This is a genomic window from Streptomyces sp. NPDC088732, from assembly GCF_044751205.1.
Taxonomy (GTDB): Bacteria; Actinomycetota; Actinomycetes; order Streptomycetales; family Streptomycetaceae; genus Actinacidiphila.
Genome location: NZ_JBIVLI010000011.1, coordinates 64,327 through 81,043, shown reverse-complemented (window position 1 = coordinate 81,043; position 16,717 = coordinate 64,327). Strand labels below are relative to the sequence as shown.

General features: G+C 73.6%; 14 protein-coding genes. 8 read left to right on the top strand and 6 right to left on the bottom strand.

Annotated elements, in window-relative coordinates; all coding sequences use genetic code 11:
• Nucleotides 1-17: 17 nt before the first annotated feature.
• Entirely contained in the window at nucleotides 18-1,811 is a 1,794-nt protein-coding gene (locus tag ACIP9H_RS19805; protein WP_401959942.1) for an MOSC domain-containing protein, read from the bottom strand.
• 173 nt (nucleotides 1,812-1,984) lie between these two features.
• On the opposite strand from ACIP9H_RS19805, the gene ACIP9H_RS19800 reads away from it, so the two are divergent.
• Entirely contained in the window at nucleotides 1,985-4,819 is a 2,835-nt protein-coding gene (locus ACIP9H_RS19800) for a DEAD/DEAH box helicase (protein ID WP_401589052.1), read from the top strand.
• A gap of 152 nt (nucleotides 4,820-4,971) precedes the next feature.
• Nucleotides 4,972-5,649: a TetR/AcrR family transcriptional regulator gene (locus ACIP9H_RS19795; protein ID WP_401959940.1), complete on the top strand. Its 678-nt coding sequence runs from the start codon at nucleotides 4,972-4,974 to the stop codon at nucleotides 5,647-5,649.
• Between the two features lie 139 nt (nucleotides 5,650-5,788).
• On the opposite strand, the gene ACIP9H_RS19790 is transcribed toward ACIP9H_RS19795, so the two are convergent.
• From ACIP9H_RS19790 to ACIP9H_RS19780, 3 genes are all read right to left on the bottom strand, one after another.
• Nucleotides 5,789-6,763, bottom strand: coding sequence for an ADP-ribosylglycohydrolase family protein (locus tag ACIP9H_RS19790; RefSeq protein WP_401959939.1), 975 nt, complete (start codon nucleotides 6,761-6,763; stop codon nucleotides 5,789-5,791).
• A 45-nt stretch (nucleotides 6,764-6,808) separates the two neighbouring features.
• Nucleotides 6,809-7,138, bottom strand: coding sequence for a hypothetical protein (locus ACIP9H_RS19785; protein ID WP_401589044.1), 330 nt, complete (start codon nucleotides 7,136-7,138; stop codon nucleotides 6,809-6,811).
• A gap of 481 nt (nucleotides 7,139-7,619) precedes the next feature.
• Complete coding sequence (locus tag ACIP9H_RS19780; RefSeq protein ID WP_401589042.1) at nucleotides 7,620-7,844, bottom strand: DUF397 domain-containing protein; 225 nt, start codon at nucleotides 7,842-7,844, stop codon at nucleotides 7,620-7,622.
• A 250-nt stretch (nucleotides 7,845-8,094) separates the two neighbouring features.
• Here ACIP9H_RS19780 and ACIP9H_RS19775 point away from each other — a divergent pair, with 250 nt between their 5' ends.
• From ACIP9H_RS19775 to ACIP9H_RS19765, 3 genes are all read left to right on the top strand, one after another.
• Entirely contained in the window at nucleotides 8,095-8,790 is a 696-nt protein-coding gene (locus ACIP9H_RS19775; protein WP_401959936.1) for a PadR family transcriptional regulator, read from the top strand.
• A gap of 213 nt (nucleotides 8,791-9,003) precedes the next feature.
• A complete protein-coding gene (locus tag ACIP9H_RS19770; RefSeq protein WP_401589037.1) occupies nucleotides 9,004-10,032 on the top strand; it encodes an ATP-binding cassette domain-containing protein in 1,029 nt (342 codons plus the stop codon).
• Nucleotides 10,029-10,823, top strand: a complete 795-nt coding sequence (locus ACIP9H_RS19765) for an ABC transporter permease (protein WP_401589034.1) — start codon at nucleotides 10,029-10,031, stop codon at nucleotides 10,821-10,823. Before ACIP9H_RS19770 ends, ACIP9H_RS19765 begins: the two co-directional genes overlap by 4 nt.
• Nucleotides 10,824-10,899: 76 nt before the next feature.
• Here ACIP9H_RS19765 and ACIP9H_RS19760 read toward each other — a convergent pair whose 3' ends face one another.
• Both ACIP9H_RS19760 and ACIP9H_RS19755 read right to left on the bottom strand, forming a co-directional pair.
• Entirely contained in the window at nucleotides 10,900-11,754 is an 855-nt protein-coding gene (locus tag ACIP9H_RS19760; RefSeq protein ID WP_401959934.1) for a siderophore-interacting protein, read from the bottom strand.
• Between the two features lie 109 nt (nucleotides 11,755-11,863).
• Nucleotides 11,864-12,781: a 5'-3' exonuclease H3TH domain-containing protein gene (locus tag ACIP9H_RS19755; RefSeq protein ID WP_401960105.1), complete on the bottom strand. Its 918-nt coding sequence runs from the start codon at nucleotides 12,779-12,781 to the stop codon at nucleotides 11,864-11,866.
• Between the two features lie 184 nt (nucleotides 12,782-12,965).
• Here ACIP9H_RS19755 and ACIP9H_RS19750 point away from each other — a divergent pair, with 184 nt between their 5' ends.
• The 3 genes from ACIP9H_RS19750 (at nucleotide 12,966) to ACIP9H_RS19740 (ending at nucleotide 16,710) form a co-directional block, all read left to right on the top strand.
• Nucleotides 12,966-14,063, top strand: a complete 1,098-nt coding sequence (locus tag ACIP9H_RS19750) for a glycine betaine/L-proline ABC transporter ATP-binding protein (protein WP_401960102.1) — start codon at nucleotides 12,966-12,968, stop codon at nucleotides 14,061-14,063.
• The gene (locus tag ACIP9H_RS19745) at nucleotides 14,056-15,858 is read left to right on the top strand and encodes an ABC transporter permease/substrate binding protein (protein WP_401959932.1); all 1,803 of its coding nucleotides are present in this window, start codon (nucleotides 14,056-14,058) and stop codon (nucleotides 15,856-15,858) included. The genes ACIP9H_RS19750 and ACIP9H_RS19745 overlap by 8 nt, the downstream gene beginning before the upstream one ends.
• Before the next feature lie 117 nt (nucleotides 15,859-15,975).
• Nucleotides 15,976-16,710, top strand: a complete 735-nt coding sequence (locus ACIP9H_RS19740) for a helical backbone metal receptor (protein WP_401589027.1) — start codon at nucleotides 15,976-15,978, stop codon at nucleotides 16,708-16,710.
• Nucleotides 16,711-16,717: the final 7 nt, after the last annotated feature.

Here is a 16,717-nt window from a genome sequence, read left to right as displayed (position 1 = left end):
TCGGTGTGTGAGCGGGGTCAGAGGTCCAGCACGAGGTCCTCGGGCGGCTGCGCGCAGCAGATGAGGACATCGCCCTCGCCGGGCGGCTCGACCGGGTCGGGCTCGTAGCGGACGCGGCCCGAGAGCAGCGCGGTCTCGCAGGTGTGGCAGACACCGGTGCGGCACGACCAGCGCGTGGGCACGTCGCAGGCCTCGGCGAGTTCCAGCAGCGTGCCGTAGCCGGGGTCCCAGGGCACGTTCAGGCCGCTGCGGGCGAAGGACACCGTGGGGCCGGTGGCCGGGCCGGGCGGGTGCGCGGGCTGGTGCGGGGCCTTCGCCGGGCCCTGGGCGATGCCGGGGGTGATCGCGGACTGCGCCCCGAAGGCCTCCGTGCGGATGCTGCCGGCCGCGAGCCCGCAGGCGCGCAGGGCCTCGGTCATGTCGGCCATGAAGGCGTCGGGGCCGCAGACATAGGCCTCCGCGTCGGCCGGCGGGGCCAGTGCGCGCAGCACGTCCGCCGTCAGCCGGCCCGCCGCGGTGTAGTCGGTCCCGGGGCGGTCCTGCGCGCGCGGTCTGCTGTACGCGACGTACGCACGGCTGCCGGGCAGGCCGGCCAGCAGGTCGCGTGCCTCGGCCGCGAAGGGGTGGTGGCGGCCGTCCCGGGCGCCGTGCACCCACCACACCGGCCGCCGGGTGCCCGCGTCGGCCAGCGCGTGCAGCATCGCCAGCACCGGTGTCGCCCCGACCCCCGCGGACACCAGCAGGACCGGCGCGGTCCCCTCGTCCAGGGTGAAGGCGCCGCGGGGCGCGGCGACTTCGAGCACGTCGTCCACCTTCAGGTGCTCGTGCACATAGGTGCTCGCCGCGCCGTGCGGTTCCTGCTTCACGCTGATCCGGTAGGCCGCCGCGCCCGGCCGGCCCGACAGCGAGTAGCTGCGGATCACCGGCGGCGCGTCCGGGCGGGGCCGCATCCGCACGGTGAGGAACTGCCCGGGCAGCCCCGGCGGTACCGGCCGGCCGTCGGCCGCGGCGAGCGTCACCGAGGAGATGCCCTCGCTCTCCGGGACGATCCCGGCCACCCGCAGCGTCCGGAAGCCCGGCCACGCCGGCGGCGGGCCGACGCTTCCCGCGGTCAGCCCGGCGTTGCTCCTGGCCGTCCCCGCCGGCCTGCCGTCCTCCGCCTCGCCGGCCGCGTCCGCGAGCAGGGCCCGCATCGAGCCCTGCCAGCCGGGGCTGAGCGCCGGGATGCGCAGCGCGCGCTCCACCTGGGACCGCTCGTGGCCCGGCAGGTAGAGCACCGCGTCGATCTCCGCGACGGTCATCGCCTCGGGTCCCGTGGCGAGCTTGACGATCTCGTCGCCCGCCGTCACCTCGCCCTCGGTCAGGACGCGGAAGTAGAAGCCCGGCCGGGCGTGGGCGACCAGCAGCGCCGCCATCCGCGGCTCCTCCATCCGCAGGCCCACCCGGTAGCAGGTCACCCGGGGCTGGGTCACCTCGAACTCCGCGGTGCCGATGCGGTAGCGGTCGCCGATGCACACCTCGTCGTCGGGCAGTCCGTCAACGGTGAAGTTCTCGCCGAACTGGCCGTAGGCGAAGTCGTCCCGCTTCAGCTGCTCCTGCCAGTGGCGGTAGGAGTCGAGCTGGTAGACCAGCACCGCCCGCTGCTCCCCGCCGTGCCCGGCGAGATCGCCCTGGCCGTCGCCGTCCACATTGAGCCGCCGCACGGTGCGCGGGCCCGCGACGGGCCGCTTCCAGACACCGGTGTGCGTGATCCGCCCGCGCCACTCGACGTCCTTGGGCAGTCCGACGTTCACGGAGACCAGGGTGGCCATGAGGTCCCTTCCTCGTCGGCGTCCGGGCCGGGGCGGCGGTCCGTGCCTGCCACGCTAGTGCCGGTCCGGTTCTTCGCAAACCGGACACGGAGCGGCCCGCCGGGGCGGCCGTGGTGCGCGGACGGTAAAAGATCAGTCGGGTGTCAGTGGTGCCGGGTAGTCTCGTTTTCAAGATGAACGACGAGATGTCTCCCGCCGAGCGCTACGCGGCGTCCAAGGCCCGGGCCGCCGAGCAGGCCACCGCACTCGCGGGCTTCCGCGAGCTGTACGACTTCGCCCTGGACCCCTTCCAGATCGACGCCTGCCGGGCGCTGGAGGAGGGCAAGGGCGTGCTGGTGGCCGCGCCCACCGGATCGGGCAAGACCATCGTGGGCGAGTTCGCGGTCCACCTGGCCCTGCGCGAGGGCCGCAAGTGCTTCTACACCACGCCCATCAAGGCCCTGTCGAACCAGAAGTTCACCGACATGGTCAAGCGCTACGGCGCCGAGCGCGTCGGCCTGCTCACCGGCGACAACAGCGTCAACGGTGATGCGCCGATCGTGGTCATGACCACCGAGGTGCTCCGCAACATGCTCTACGCGGGGTCCCAGGCGCTCGACGGCCTCGGCTACGTGGTCATGGACGAGGTGCACTACCTCTCCGACCGCTTCCGCGGCGCGGTGTGGGAGGAGGTCATCATCCACCTCCCGCAGTCCGTGACGCTGATCTCGCTCTCCGCGACCGTCTCCAACGCCGAGGAGTTCGGCGACTGGCTGGACACCGTCCGCGGCGACACCGAGGTCATCGTCTCCGAGCACCGCCCGGTGCCGCTGTGGCAGCACGTCCTGGCCGGCCGCCGGATGTACGACCTCTTCGAGGAACGGCAGGGCGCCTCCGGCCCGGCCCCCCAGCGCTCCGTCAACCCCGACCTGGTGCGCCTGGCCCGCATGGAGAACCAGCGTCCCTTCAACGGCCGCGACCGCCGCGCGGGCAAGATCCGCGAGGCCGACCGCGAGCGGGACCGGCGCCAGCAGCGCCGGATCTGGACGCCCAGCCGGGCCGAGGTCATCGAGCGGCTGGACGCCGAGGGGCTGCTCCCCGCGATCACGTTCATCTTCAGCCGGGCCGGCTGCGAAGCCGCCGTCCAGCAGTGCCTGTACGCCGGGCTGCGGCTCAACAGCGAGGAGAACCGGGCGAAGGTCCGGGCCGTCGTCGAGGAGCGCACGAAGTCCATCCCCGACGAGGACCTGCACGTCCTGGGCTACTTCGAGTGGCTGGAGGGCCTGGAGCGGGGCATCGCCGCGCATCACGCGGGCATGCTGCCGACCTTCAAGGAGGTCGTCGAGGAACTCTTCGTCAAGGGCCTGGTCAAGGCGGTCTTCGCCACCGAGACGCTCGCGCTCGGCATCAACATGCCCGCCCGCTCCGTCGTCCTGGAAAAGCTCGTCAAGTGGAACGGCGAGACCCACGCCGACGTCACCCCCGGCGAGTACACCCAGCTCACCGGGCGCGCCGGGCGGCGCGGCATCGACGTCGAGGGCCACGCCGTGGTGCTGTGGCAGCGCGCCTTCGACCCGGCGCACCTGGCGGGGCTCGCCGGCACCCGCACCTATCCGCTGCGATCGTCGTTCAAGCCCTCGTACAACATGGCCGTCAACCTGGTCGGCCAGTTCGGGCGGCACCGCTCGCGCGAGCTGCTGGAGACCTCCTTCGCGCAGTTCCAGGCGGACCGCTCGGTGGTCGGCATCTCCCGGCAGGTGCAGCGCAACGAGGAGGGACTGGAGGGCTACAAGGCCTCCATGACCTGCCACCTCGGCGACTTCGACGCATACATGTCGCTGCGCAGGCAGTTGAAGGACCGCGAGGCCGAACTGTCCCGCCACGGGGCCAACCAGCGCCGCGCGGCCGCCGTGCAGGCCCTGGAGAAGCTGCGGCCCGGCGACATCATCCACGTCCCGTCCGGCAAGTTCGCGGGCCTCGCCCTGGTGCTGGACCCCGGTGTGCCGGCCGGCCGCAGCCCCGGCCACCACAGCCGGCAGGACCAGTTCCACCAGGACGGGCCGCGCCCGCTGGTGCTGACCGCCGAGCGCCAGGTCAAGCGGCTGGCGCAGATGGACTTCCCGGTGCCCGTCGAACCGCTGGACCGGATGCGCATCCCGAAGTCCTTCAACCCGCGCAGCCCGCAGTCCCGCCGCGACCTCGCCTCCGCCATGCGCTCCAAGGCCGGTACGGCGGGCATCGCCCCGCAGCGGCCGCGCCGCGAGCGCTCCGCCGCCGCGGACGACACCGAGATCGCCCGGCTGCGCACCGCCATCCGCGCGCACCCCTGCCACGGCTGCGACGAGCGCGAGGACCACGCCCGCTGGTCCGAGCGCTACCAGCGGCTCGCCCGCGACACCAAGCAGCTGGAGCGACGCATCGAGGGGCGGACGAACACCATCGCCCGCACCTTCGACCGCATCTGCGCCCTGCTCACCGACCTGGGCTACCTGGAGGGCGACCAGGTCACCCCCGACGGACGCCGGCTCGGCCGGCTCTACGGCGAACTCGACCTGCTCGCCAGCGAATGCCTGCGCGACGGCGTGTGGGAGGGCCTCGACGCGGCCGAACTCGCCGCCTGCGCCTCGGCCCTGGTCTACGAGGCCCGGTCCGCCGACGACGCGCTGCCGCCGCGGCTGCCGTCCGGCAGGGCCAAGGAGGCGCTCGGCGAGATGGTCCGCATCTGGGGCCGGCTGGACGCGCTGGAGGAGGAGCACCGCATCAACCAGGCCGAGGGCGTCGGCCAGCGCGAGCCCGACCTCGGCTTCGCCTGGTCCGCCTACCGCTGGGCCTCCGGCCACGGCCTCGACGCGGTGCTGCGCGACGCGGACATGCCGGCCGGCGACTTCGTGCGGTGGACCAAGCAACTCATCGACGTGCTCGGCCAGATCGCCGGCGCGGCCCCGGAGGGCGGCGAGGTGCGGCGCAACGCCCGCAAGGCGGTCGACGGCCTGCTGCGCGGCGTCGTGGCCTACTCCTCGGTGGGCTGAACCCTTCCGGGTGCCTTCGGGCCAGGGCGGGCCGGCCTTCGCCCAGGCCGTGGGACGGTCGGGCATTCCGCGACGGCCCGACCGCGGCGTCCGCGGCCCGGCCCCGTCGCGGGACCGGGCCGCGCCGGGGAGGCCTGTGCGAGGATCGGGGGATGAGCGGCACGGGACGGCGGGTCGGACGGCCGCGGGCGCAGATGCGGCCGGAGACCGGGCTGTCCACACGCGAGGAGCTGCTGGAGGCCGCGGCGGAGCTGTTCACGACGCGGGGCTACGCCGCCACCACGACGCGTGCCGTCGCGGAGCTGGCCGGCATGCGGCAGGCCTCGATCTACCACTACTTCGCCGGCAAGGAGGACCTCCTGGCCGCGCTGCTGGAGGGCACCGTGCGCCCCTCCCTGGCGCTGGCCGGTGACCTGATCGGCCGGGACGACGTACCCGGCGAGGCCCGGCTGTGGGCACTGTGCCGTGCGGACGTGGCGCTGCTGTGCGGCGGCCCGCACAACCTGGGCGTGCTCTATCTGCTTCCCGAGGTGCGGGCCGAGCGCTTCGCCGGGTTCCGGTCGGTACGGGAGGAGCTGAAGGCCGCCTACGCCGCGCTGCTGGCCGCCACCTCGGCCGGTGCGGAACTGCCGCCCGCGGCGTTCGCCGTCCGTGCCGACCTCGTCTTCGGCCTCATCGAGGGCGTGATCCTGATCCGCCGCGAGGCTCCGATCCCCGATGCCGCGGCGTTCGCCTCGGCCGCCGCGGATGCTGCCCTGCGGGTCGCCGGGTGCCCCGAGGATGTCATGGCGGGCCTGCGCCGTGAGGGCGAGGCGCTGCTGTCCCCGTGAGCCGTGCGGCCAGGATCCGGCCGGGCCGGCCGGGGATCGGCACGTGCAGGGGTTCGGTCCGGCGTGCGGGGACGGCGTTGCTCCCCGTAGGAGCCGGTCGTCCGCACCGCCTTGCGGGTCGCCGGGTGCTTCGGGGACGTCATGGCGCGTCTGCGCCGGGAGGGCGAGGCGCTGCCGGCTCCGTGAGGCGCGCGGCCAGGTCCACGAGGTCCGTCGCACCCAGGATCCGGCCGGGCCGGCCGGGGATCGGCACGTGCAGGGGTTCGGTCCAGCGTGCGGGGACGGCGTCGAGCCCGTGGACCGCGCCGGCCAGGGTGCCCGTGACTGCGGCGACCGTGTCGGTGTCGCCGCCGAGGTCGATCGCGGCGCGCACCGCGTCCTCGTAGGAGCCGGTCGTCCGCACCGCCCAGAGCGCGGAGCCGAGGCAGGGCCAGACGGCGCCGTTGAACTCCGTGGCCAGGTCCGGGTGCCAGTGCGGCGCGAGCACGACGGCCCAGCGGTCCCGGTACGGTTCGGGCACCTGGGCCAGGGCGTCGGCCACGACCTCGGGTGCGACCGGGTCGCCGCCGTCGAGGGCGACGCGTACGAGGTCGTGGAGGATCGCGCTGCCCTCCCAGGCGGCCCGGTCGCCGTGGGTGAGGGCGGCGATCCGGCGGGCGGCGTCGAGCGAGACCGCCCGGCCCTGCCCGGCGAAGTGGACGGCGGCGGGGGCGGCGCGCATCAGGGCACCGTTGCCGGCCGCCCGCTCGTGCGTCTGGTAGTGCAGGGCGGCGGCCAGGTTCCAGGGATCGCCCGAGGTCAGGACGGTCTCGGTCTGGATCCCGATGTCCTTGGGGGCTGCGGCCGACCAGCGCCGGAACCGCGCGAAGATGTCGGGCAGGTCGAGGGTTCCGCGTTCCAGCAGGGAGTCCGCGACGAGCACGGCCATCTGCGTGTCGTCCGTGGCCTCGCCGGGGTCCCAACCCGCGCCCCCGCACATCTTGCCGCCGCCGCCCGCCCGCGGGAAACGCGTGCTGAACGCGCCCTCCGGACCGAACTCGAAGGGCGCGCCCAGCGCGTCGCCGACCGCCGAACCCACCACGGCGCCGGCCGCTCTTTGTGTGCGTTCCGTCACGCCGTCAGCCTATGGGCACTCAGACCGGGGACGGACCGCCGGTGGTCAGCAGTAGCGGCTCCAGCCCGAGCGGTAGCCGTCGCGGTAACCCTGGCGGTAGTCGCGGTCGTTGCGGCGGGGATCGTAGGACTCCCGGTAGTCGCGGCAGCGCGGCCGGGAGTTCCGGGAGTCGTAACGCCCGTCGTCGTAGCCGTCCCTGAAGCCCCGGCGGTAGCGGTCGTTGGACGACTGCGGGGCGACCGTGCCGGAGGACGGGGCCGCGACGGCCGTCGCCGGGCCTGCCGCGGCCGCTTGCGACGCGGCGGCCGGCAGGAACGCCACGGCGCCTGCCGCGGCCGGGGCGACGAGCAGGGCGAGAAACTGCTGTGCGCGCATGATGTCCCCTTCCGGAAGCCGGAACGCGCAGGTGACGCGCCGTCCTGGCCGAGGCGGCCGATGCGGCGGCCGGCCGGGCGGACGCGGTGGAGGAGCCGAGGTGCGCCCTCGTCAGGAGGTGGGCCGGAGCCGTGCTCCGCGTGGCCGGATCACCGTCGGCGCTGTCCGTTCTTCGACCGTAGCGAGACGGGTGTCATGTGTCCACTTGTGGGGCTTTTGCGGTGCAGGAAGGGCGTGTTGACGATGTGACCGCTGCGGCGCGGGGCGCCGGTCCCGGGTGCGGCCGGGGCGTGCCGGGCGGACATGGAAAAGCCCCTGGAGCCGACTCCAGAGGCCTTCTGCCGTGAGCCGCAAGCGTGTTGGCCTGCCCGCCCGGAATCCCGGGCGGTGCGCCCTTGCCACGGTGTTCGGCGGCCCGTTCGCGGGCCCTGTGCATCGGCTTCGGCGTGCGGGCCGCCGAACAAGGGTGGTACGGGGCTCGTCAGCCGAACTCGCCGTCGCGCACGCCGTCCCGGAACGCCGCCCACTCGTCCGCGGTGAACCGCAGTGCCGGCAGGTCGGTGTTGTCCGAGTCGCGGATCGCGACGGCGCCGCCGCCGAGGTCCGCGACCTCGACACAGAGCTCCCGGTAGGGGCTCTTGGTGCTCTTGACCCAACGTGCCTCCGTCAGGTCACGTGCGTACAGGTCGGACTTTCGCGCTTGCATGGGAAACTCCGTTCGATACTCGATCGGATCTTCCCTTCCCACCCTTGCCCCGTCCCCACCGGTCCGCAACCGCGGGAGCTGAAGGGGATTCAGATGGGTCTGACCTCGGTGGTGCGGTGCCGTGCGCGGCCCTGCGGGTCCGCGGCACCGCCGCGGCCCGGCCGTCGAGATTCGCGATGTATCGCGCTTGTCACGTCGTGATACTCGCGATATGTTCGGCTACGGATATACGGAAGCGAGGTGTACGGACATGGCGGCGCGCCGCAAACTCGGCAACCCCCTGGCGCTGGCGGTGATGGCGACGCTCGGCGAGCGGCCCATGCATCCGTACGAGATCGCGCAGGTGCTCCGGCAGCGGGGCAAGGAGCAGAGCATCAAGATCAACTACGGCTCGCTCTACACGGTCGTGCAGAACCTGGAGAAGCACGGATTCGTCGAGGTCACCGGTGTTCAGCGGCAGGGCAACCGCCCCGAGCGCACGCTGTACGGCCTCACCGACGCCGGCCGCGAGGAACTGCACGACTGGCTCTCCGACCTGGTCGCCGTCCCCGTCCGCGAGTACCCGTCCTTCGAGGCCGCCCTCTCGCTGCTGCTCGTGCTCCCCGCCGACGAGGTGGTCGGGCTGCTCACCGAGCGGGTGGCCAAACTGGAGGTCCAGGCAGCCGCGGTGCACGGTGTGCTCGCGCGGCTCCGCCGCGACCTGCCCCGGGTGTTCCTGCTGGAGACCGAGTACCAGGTCCACATGATCGAGGCCGAGGCGGCGTGGATCCGCGCCTTCCTGGACGACCTCGAACGGGGTGCCGTCTCCGGCGCCGCCGAGTGGCGGCAGTGGCAGGCGACCGGCGAGATGCCGGACACCTGGAGCGGGATCGACGACCTCACCCGGGACGGCGCGGCCGCCCGCCACTTCAGGGAGGAACTGGGCAAACTCACACCCCCCTCGTGAAAGAACCCCCGGTGGGCCGCTGCGGGAACAGCGGCCCACCGGAGGTGAATCCCGGACCGGACACCCGCGGGAACGGATGCCAGGCGACCGAGGTGCAGCACACCCAGGGTAGCCCGGCACTCCTCCCGTCGAACGGTCCGCACCGGCACGCCGGTGCCCATCGGCACCGGCACCGACCGACACCGATCGACACGACATGCGGAGGAATCTGTCATGAGCACCCGCGCGCCCGCGATCGTGGCGCACGACCTCGTCAAGACCTATCCCGGGGACGTCCGGGCACTGGACGGCATGGGCATCACCGTGGAGCCCGGCACCGTCTTCGGACTGCTGGGCCCCAACGGCGCCGGCAAGTCCACCACCGTGAAGATCCTGACCACCCTGGCCCGGCCCGACTCGGGGACCGCCGTCGTGGCGGGCCACGACGCGCTGCGCCACCCCGACCGGGTACGGCGCGCCATCGGCGTCGTCGCCCAGAGGTCCGGCGCCGACCCGGTCGCCACGGGCGCGGAGAACCTGCGGCTGCAGGGCCGGCTGTACGGCCTGCGCGGCACGGGCCTCACCGGCCGGGTCGACGAACTCCTCGCCCGGTTCGACCTCGTCGACGCCGCCGGGCGCCAGGTCAGGACGTACTCCGGCGGCATGCAGCGGCGTCTGGATGTCGCGCTCGGCCTGGTCCACCGGCCCGAGGTGCTCTTCCTCGACGAGCCGACCACGGGGCTGGACCCGGAGGCGCGCACCGCGATGTGGGACGAGATCGCCCGGCTCGCCGGCGACGAGGGACTGACCATCCTGCTCACCACGCACTACCTGGAGGAGGCCGACCGGCTCGCCGAGCGTGTCGCGATCGTCGACCGCGGCCGGGTGGTCGCCGAGGGCACACCCGACGGGCTCAAGGGCGAACTGCGCGGCGACGCCGTGCACGTGGAGCTGACCCGGCCGGCCGGCCCGGTCGACGCGCATCTGCTGGAGACCGCGCTCACCGAGTTCGCGGGTGTGCGGGAGGCGGTGCTCGACGGGCGCCGGCTCAGTGCCCGTGCGGACGACGGCGGAGCCGCCGTGCCGCGGGTGCTCGCGGTCCTGGAGCGCGAGGGCGCCGCCGTCGCCTCCGTGACGGTCGCCCGTCCCTCCCTGGACGACGTGTACCTGCGGTACGCCGGACGCCGCTTCGCCGACGCCGATACCGGATCGCCGGCGGCCGCCTCCGACGCCGTCCCCGCGAGCGCCGGAGGTGCGCGATGAGCACGGCGACCGCGCCGGGCAACGCCCTCACGCAGACCTGGTACATGACGCAACGTCAGCTGATGGCGGTGCTGCGGCAGCCCGCCTACCTCCTGATCACCCTGGTGCAGCCGGTGATCTGGCTCTTCCTCTTCGGCGGGCTCTTCCGCCGCGTCGTGGAGCTACCCGGCTTCGGCGGGGGCTCCTACCTGGACTACCTCGTGCCGGGCGTCGTCGTGATGAGCGCGCTGTCCTCCAACATGTGGGCCGGGATGGGCACCTTGGAGGAGATCGAGCGCGGCACCCTCAACCGCTTCCTGACCACCCCGGTCAGCCGGGCGGCCCTGATCAACGGCAACGTGGTCTCGCAGGGGCTGAGCACCGCCCTGCAGTCGGTCGTCATCGTGGCGCTGGGCCGGCTGGGCGGCGCCGACTACCCCGGCGGGGTCGGCGGACTGCTGGTGCTCGTCGCGGCGTCGGTGCTGCTCGGCACCCTGGTGGGCGCGTTCTCCAACGCCATGGGCATGCTGGTCCGGCAGCGGGAGAGCATCATCGGCATCAACACCTTCCTGCTGCTGCCGCTGACGTTCCTGTCGTCCGCCTTCATGGCGCCCGCGCTGATGCCGGCCTGGATGCGGCACGTCGCGGACTTCAACCCGGTGAACTGGGCGCTGGTCGCGGGCCGTTCCGCGATGGCCGACACCCCCGACTGGGGCGGCGTGCTCAGCCGGGGCGGCGCGCTGGTCGCGGTGGCGGTCGCCGCGGTGTGGCTGTCGACCCGCACCTTCCGCTCGTACCAGAAGTCCGTCTGAGTCCGGCCCGGCACAGACAGCGAGGCGTGGCCCCGTCGCGGGGTCACGCCTCGTGCGTCCGCAGGGGACCGCGGTGTCAGGAGGCCAGGGCCCGCGGGGTCTCCTGCTCCTCCTCCACCCGGCGGTTCCAGTCAGCCTTGGAGGCCTGCCATCCGTCCTCGTCGTGCCCGGTGCGCCAGTAGCCGGAGATCGACAGGCGCTCGCGCGGCACCCCGTGCTCGACGCGCAGCAGCCGCCGCAGCTGCTTGACGAAGCCGGCCTCGCCGTGGACGAAGGCCTGGAGGTCCCCGGGCGGGAACTCCAGGGCGAGCACCGCGCGCAGCAGGGCCTCGCCGACGCGGCCGGTGCCGCGGTGCACCCAGGTGATCTCGGCGTCACCGGGCGTGGGGAGCTTCTGCTCCTCCTCCGGCCCGGCGACCTCCACGAAGACATGGGCGCGGGAGCCCTCCGGCAGCCGTTCCAGCGACGCGGCGATGGCCGGCAGCGCGCTCTCGTCGCCCACCAGCAGATGCCAGTCGGCGGCCGGGTCCGGCATGTACGCCCCGCCGGGACCGAGGAAGAGGATCTCCTCGCCGGGCCGGACGCGGGCGGCCCAGGGGCCGGCCAGGCCCTCGTCGCCGTGCAGGACGAAGTCGACGGTCAGCTCGCACGACTCGGCGTCCCAGTGGCGCACCGTGTACGTCCGGGTGCGCGGCCACTGCTCGCGCGGGAACTCCGCGCGGATCGCCTGGATGTCGAAGGGCTCGGGGTAGCGGACGCCCTCGGCGGGGAAGAGCAGCTTGATGTAGTGGTCGCTGCAGTCGCCCACGGGAAAGCCCTGGAGCGACCCGCCGCCGAGCACCACGCGCACCATGTGCGGGGTCAGTCGTTCCACGTGCTGCACCCGCGCGCGGTTGAGCTGCGGCTTCCTGCGCACCGGACGGTCTGCCATGAACACACTCCCTCACGACGGTTAGGCAAGCCTAACCCATTGCTCCCCCGGAAGGCGACGACTCCCGGAACGCGCGCGCTGCCGGGCGGGCCGCGGGAGCCGCGCCGCCTCAGCCGGCCTGCGCCGCCCCGAGCACCGTGAGCAGCCGCTGCAGCGCGCCGCCGAGCCCCCACCGCTCGGCCAGGGCCGACAACTCCTGCGGGTGGCGCGGCTCGCGCGGGAGCCGCGGCTCGAAGACGGGCAGCGGCACGTCGCCGGCGACATGGACGACCTTGGGCGCGACGGCGACATAGTCCGCCGCCTCCTGGAGGCGCTTGCGCTGCGCGGGGGTGATCCTCGACGCGGGGTCGTGGGCGGCCGCCATGATCCCCGCCAGGTCGCCGTACGCGTCCAGCAGCTTGGCCGCGGTCTTCTCGCCGATGCCCGGCACGCCCGGCAGGCCGTCGCTCGGGTCCCCGCGGAGCGTGGCGAGATCGGCGTAACCGGGGCCGTCCACCCCGTACTTGGCGCGCAGCCACGCCTCGTCGACCACGTCGAGCGCGCCCACGCCCTTGACCGGGTAGAGCACGCGCACCCCGCGCGCGTCGTCCACGAGCTGGAACAGGTCGCGGTCGCCGGTGACGATGTCCACCGGACCGGCCGCCCCGCCCGCCAGCGTCCCGATCACGTCGTCGGCCTCGTACCCCGCGACCCCGACCCGGGCGATGCCGAGCGCGTCCAGCACCGCCTCGATCACCGGCACCTGCGGCGACAGCGTGTCCGGCACCTCCTCCACGTCCGAGCCCTCCGGGACCTCCTCGGCCACCCGGTGCGCCTTGTACGAGGGGATCAGATCCACCCGCCACTGCGGACGCCAGTCGGCGTCCATGCACGCCACCAGGTCGCCGGGGGAGTGGTCGGCGACCAGGCGGGCGATGAAGTCCAGCAGTCCGCGCACGGCGTTGACCGGCGTGCCGTCCGGGGCGCGCACCGAGTCGGGCACCCCGAAGTACGCGCGGAAGTAGAGGCTGGCGGTGTCGAGGAGCATCAGGCGTCGAGTCACACGCCGATGATGCCGCAGACCTCGGACACCGCGGACACCGTGACCTCGGTCACGGAACAGTTTGCTCCGCTTGTGTCGGGGCAGCCGCCGGTCCGGAGCGGGCCAGGAACGCTCCACGACCTGGGTGCGGGGGCAGCAGGTCGTCCTCCGTACGACCCCAGAGGTGTATGTGTACCGGTTGCAGGCAGAGCATCTGTACAAAGTGTTCGGCCCCGATCCCGAGGACGGCGTGCGCCGGCTGCGGGACGGCGCCGGACGCGAGGAACTGCGCGCCGGCGGCACGACCGCGGCCGTGATCGACGCGGGCTTCGACGTCCGCGAGGGTGAGATCTTCGTCGTCATGGGACTGTCGGGCTCCGGCAAGTCCACCTTGCTGCGCACCCTCAACGGGCTGCTCCCCCCGACCTCGGGGCGGGTGCTCTTCGACGGCCGCGACCTCACCGCGCTCTCCCCGCGCGAGCTGCGCCGGGTGCGCTCGCACGGCATCAGCATGGTCTTCCAGCACTTCGCGCTCTTCCCGCACCGCACCGTGCTGGAGAACGCCGCGTACGGCCTGGAGGTGCAGGGTGCCGGCCGCAAGGAGCGCGAGGAGCGCGCCGCGCGGGCCCTGGAGCTGACCGGACTGGCCGGCTGGGGAGGCTCCTGGCCCGACGAGCTGTCCGGCGGCATGCAGCAGCGCGTCGGCCTGGCCCGCGCGCTGGCCACGGACGCCGACGTGCTCCTGATGGACGAGTCCTTCAGCGCCCTGGACCCGCTCATCCGCCGCGACATGCAGGACCAGCTGCTGGAACTCCAGCGCGCCCTGAAGAAGACCATCGTCTTCATCACCCACGACCTCAACGAGGCGATGCGCCTCGGGGACCGCGTGGCCGTCATGCGCGACGGCCGCATCGTGCAGACCGGTACACCGGAGGACATCCTGCTGCGCCCCGCCGACGACCACGTCGCCTCCTTCGTGCACGATGTCGACCGCTCCCGGGTGCTGACCGCCGGCACGGTCATGGATCCGCCGTCCCGCCCGGACGCCGGCGACTGCCGCTGCGAGAGCGTCGACCCGCGGACCCCGCTCGCCGACGTCCTGCCCGTCAGCGCCCGTGTGCCGCACCCGGTCGCCGTCCGCGACAGGAACGGCGACGTGACCGGTGTGATCACCCGGGAGCGGCTGCTCGCCCGACTCGGCGCGTACGACGGCCCGCCCGCCCCCTGCACCGACGGGGCGGCGCCCGAAGTGCCGGCGCAGGCCCGGAAGGAGGCGGCGCGTGCCTAGGCTGCCCCTCGGCGACTGGACGGACAGCGCCGTCACCTTCCTGCGCGACCACTTCGGCCCGCTCTTCGACGTCATCAGTGCGATCGTCTCCGGCATGTACGACGGCCTGGACGCCGTGCTCCAGGCCCCGGCGCCGCTGCTGCTCGCCGGGATCCTCGCCGTCCTGGCCCTGTGGCTGCGCGGGGCGACCGCGGGTGTGCTGTCCTTCGCGGGCCTGGCGGTCGTCATCTCCGTCCAGCAGTGGGACGAGGCCATGGACACCCTGTCCCTGGTGCTCGTCGCCACCGTCGTCACGATCGTGCTTGCCGTGCCGCTGAGCATCTGGTCGGCGCGCAACCGCACCGTCTCCGCCGGGCTGCGCCCGGTGCTGGACTTCATGCAGACGATGCCCGCCTTCGTCTACCTGATCCCCGGCATCTTCTTCTTCGGCGTCGGCCAGGTGCCCGGCATCATCGCCACCATCGTCTTCTCCCTGCCGCCGGGCGTGCGGATGACGGAGCTGGGCATCCGCCAGGTCGACGGCGAACTCGTCGAGGCCGCCGAGGCGTTCGGCACCACCGCGCGCAGCACCCTGCTGCGGGTGCAGCTGCCGCTCGCGCTGCCCACGATCATGGCGGGCGTCAACCAGGTGATCATGCTGGCGCTGTCCATGGTCGTCATCTCCGGCATGGTCGGCGGCGGGGGCCTCGGCGCCTCCGTCTTCACCGCCATCAGCCAGGTCGACATCGGCCTCGGCTTCGAGGCGGGCCTGTCGGTGGTCGTCCTGGCGATGTACCTCGACCGCGTGACCGGCGCGCTCGGCAGCCGCGTCTCGCCGCTCGGCCGGCGCGCGCTCGCCGCGGCCGCCGCCCCGCGCCGGTCCCGGCTGTGGACCTACCGTCCGCACACCTCCGTGGCCGTCGTCGGTGTCGTCGTCCTCGCCCTCGTCGCCGGCGGCATGAACGTCCTCGGCGGCGGCGGGGACGACAGGCCCGCGGTCTCCGGGGCGAACAACGTCGGCAAGGGCCGGCAGGTCGACCTCGGCTACATCCCCTGGGACGAGGGCATCGCCTCCACGTTCCTGTGGAAGGAGCTGCTGGAGCGCCGCGGCTACCGGCCGAAGGTCACGCAGTACGACGTCGGCGCGCTCTACACCGGCATGTCCGCCGGGCGGGTCGACGTCGAGACCGACTCCTGGCTGCCCGTCACGCACCGGTCGTACTGGGAGAAGTACCGGGACCACCTGGACGACTACGGCTCCTGGTACGGCCCCACCTCCCTGGAGCTGACCGTCCCCTCCTACGTCAAGGGCGTCGACTCGCTCGCGGACCTCAAGGGCCAGGGCAAGCGGTTCGGCGGCCGGATCATCGGCATCGAGCCCGGCGCGGGCATGATGTCGATGCTCAACGACACGGTGCTGAAGACGTACGGGCTGGAGGGCGAGTACAAGGTCACCACCGGCTCGACCGCGAGCATGCTGGCCCAGCTCGACCGCTCGATCAAGGCCAAGGAGCCCGTCGTGGTGACCCTGTGGTCCCCGCACTGGGCCTACAGCGAGCACTCGCTGAAGAAGCTGAAGGACCCGCTCGGCGCCTGGGGCAAGGGGGACGGCATCCACACCCTCGCCCGCGACGGCTTCGCGGCCGACGAGCCCGCCGTCGCCCGCTGGCTGAAGGACTTCCGGCTCAGCGAGAAGGAGCTCACCGGGCTGGAGGGCGCCGTGCACGGTGCGGGCCAGGGCCACGAGCAGGACGGCGTCCGCGACTGGCTCGCCGCGAACCCGTCCGTCGAGAACCGGCTGGCCCCGGTCGGCTGACGCCGTCCCGCGGCCCCACGCACCCCGGACGGCGCGGTACCCGGATCCCCCTCCCTCAGTTCCGGCGGCCGCGCCGTCCGGCCGTCCTCGCGCGCCGGGGCTCGATACGGTGGGCATATGACCCGTCGCGAGTCCGGCCCGGCACGGCGTGTGGTGTCCCTCGTGCCCTCGCTCACGGAGGCGGTGGCGACCACGGCCCCCGCACTCCTGGTGGGCGCGACCGACTGGTGCAGCCACCCGCCCGACCTGCGGGTCACCCGGGTCCAGGGGACCAAGAACCCCGACATCGAGCAGATCGTCCGGCTGGCCCCGGACCTGGTGATCGCCAACGAGGAGGAGAACCGCGCGCCCGACCTGGGGGCGCTGCGGTCCGCCGGGCTCGACGTGCTGGTCACGGAGGTGCGCAGCCTGCCGCAGGCCTTCGAGGAACTGCACCGCGTGGTGGTCGGCGCCCTGGGCCTGCCCCGTCCCGCGTGGCTGGACGCCGCGGAGAAGGCCTGGGGGACGGTGCGGCCCGTGCCCCGGCCGCGCCGGGCCGTGGTCCCCGTCTGGCGCCGCCCCTGGATGGTGCTCGGCCGGGACACCTTCGCGGGCGACCTGCTGGCCCGGCTCGGCGTCGAGAACGTCTACGGCCACCACCAGGAGCGCTATCCGCGGGTCCCGGTGCGGGAGCTCAACACCGCGGGGGCCGATCTCGTGGTCCTGCCCGACGAGCCGTACCGCTTCACCGCGGACGACGGGCCCGAGGCGTTCCCGGGTCTGCCCTCGGCGCTGGTCAGCGGCCGCCACCTCACCTGGTACGGACCCTCCCTCGCGGAGGCCCCGGCGGTCCTGGCGGCGGCGCTCAACTGACGGCGGA

Excerpts from the sequence above, each read along its gene's own strand:
- ACIP9H_RS19805 (WP_401959942.1), bottom strand. The coding sequence starts at position 1,811 with ATGGCCACCCTGGTCTCCGTGAACGTCGGACTGCCCAAGGACGTCGAG.
- ACIP9H_RS19800 (WP_401589052.1), top strand. The coding sequence starts at position 1,985 with ATGAACGACGAGATGTCTCCCGCCGAGCGCTACGCGGCGTCCAAGGCC.
- ACIP9H_RS19795 (WP_401959940.1), top strand. The coding sequence starts at position 4,972 with ATGAGCGGCACGGGACGGCGGGTCGGACGGCCGCGGGCGCAGATGCGG.
- ACIP9H_RS19785 (WP_401589044.1), bottom strand. The coding sequence starts at position 7,138 with ATGCGCGCACAGCAGTTTCTCGCCCTGCTCGTCGCCCCGGCCGCGGCA.
- ACIP9H_RS19780 (WP_401589042.1), bottom strand. The coding sequence starts at position 7,844 with ATGCAAGCGCGAAAGTCCGACCTGTACGCACGTGACCTGACGGAGGCA.
- ACIP9H_RS19775 (WP_401959936.1), top strand. The coding sequence starts at position 8,095 with ATGGCGGCGCGCCGCAAACTCGGCAACCCCCTGGCGCTGGCGGTGATG.
- ACIP9H_RS19770 (WP_401589037.1), top strand. The coding sequence starts at position 9,004 with ATGAGCACCCGCGCGCCCGCGATCGTGGCGCACGACCTCGTCAAGACC.
- ACIP9H_RS19765 (WP_401589034.1), top strand. The coding sequence starts at position 10,029 with ATGAGCACGGCGACCGCGCCGGGCAACGCCCTCACGCAGACCTGGTAC.
- ACIP9H_RS19760 (WP_401959934.1), bottom strand. The coding sequence starts at position 11,754 with ATGGCAGACCGTCCGGTGCGCAGGAAGCCGCAGCTCAACCGCGCGCGG.
- ACIP9H_RS19755 (WP_401960105.1), bottom strand. The coding sequence starts at position 12,781 with ATGCTCCTCGACACCGCCAGCCTCTACTTCCGCGCGTACTTCGGGGTG.
- ACIP9H_RS19740 (WP_401589027.1), top strand. The coding sequence starts at position 15,976 with ATGACCCGTCGCGAGTCCGGCCCGGCACGGCGTGTGGTGTCCCTCGTG.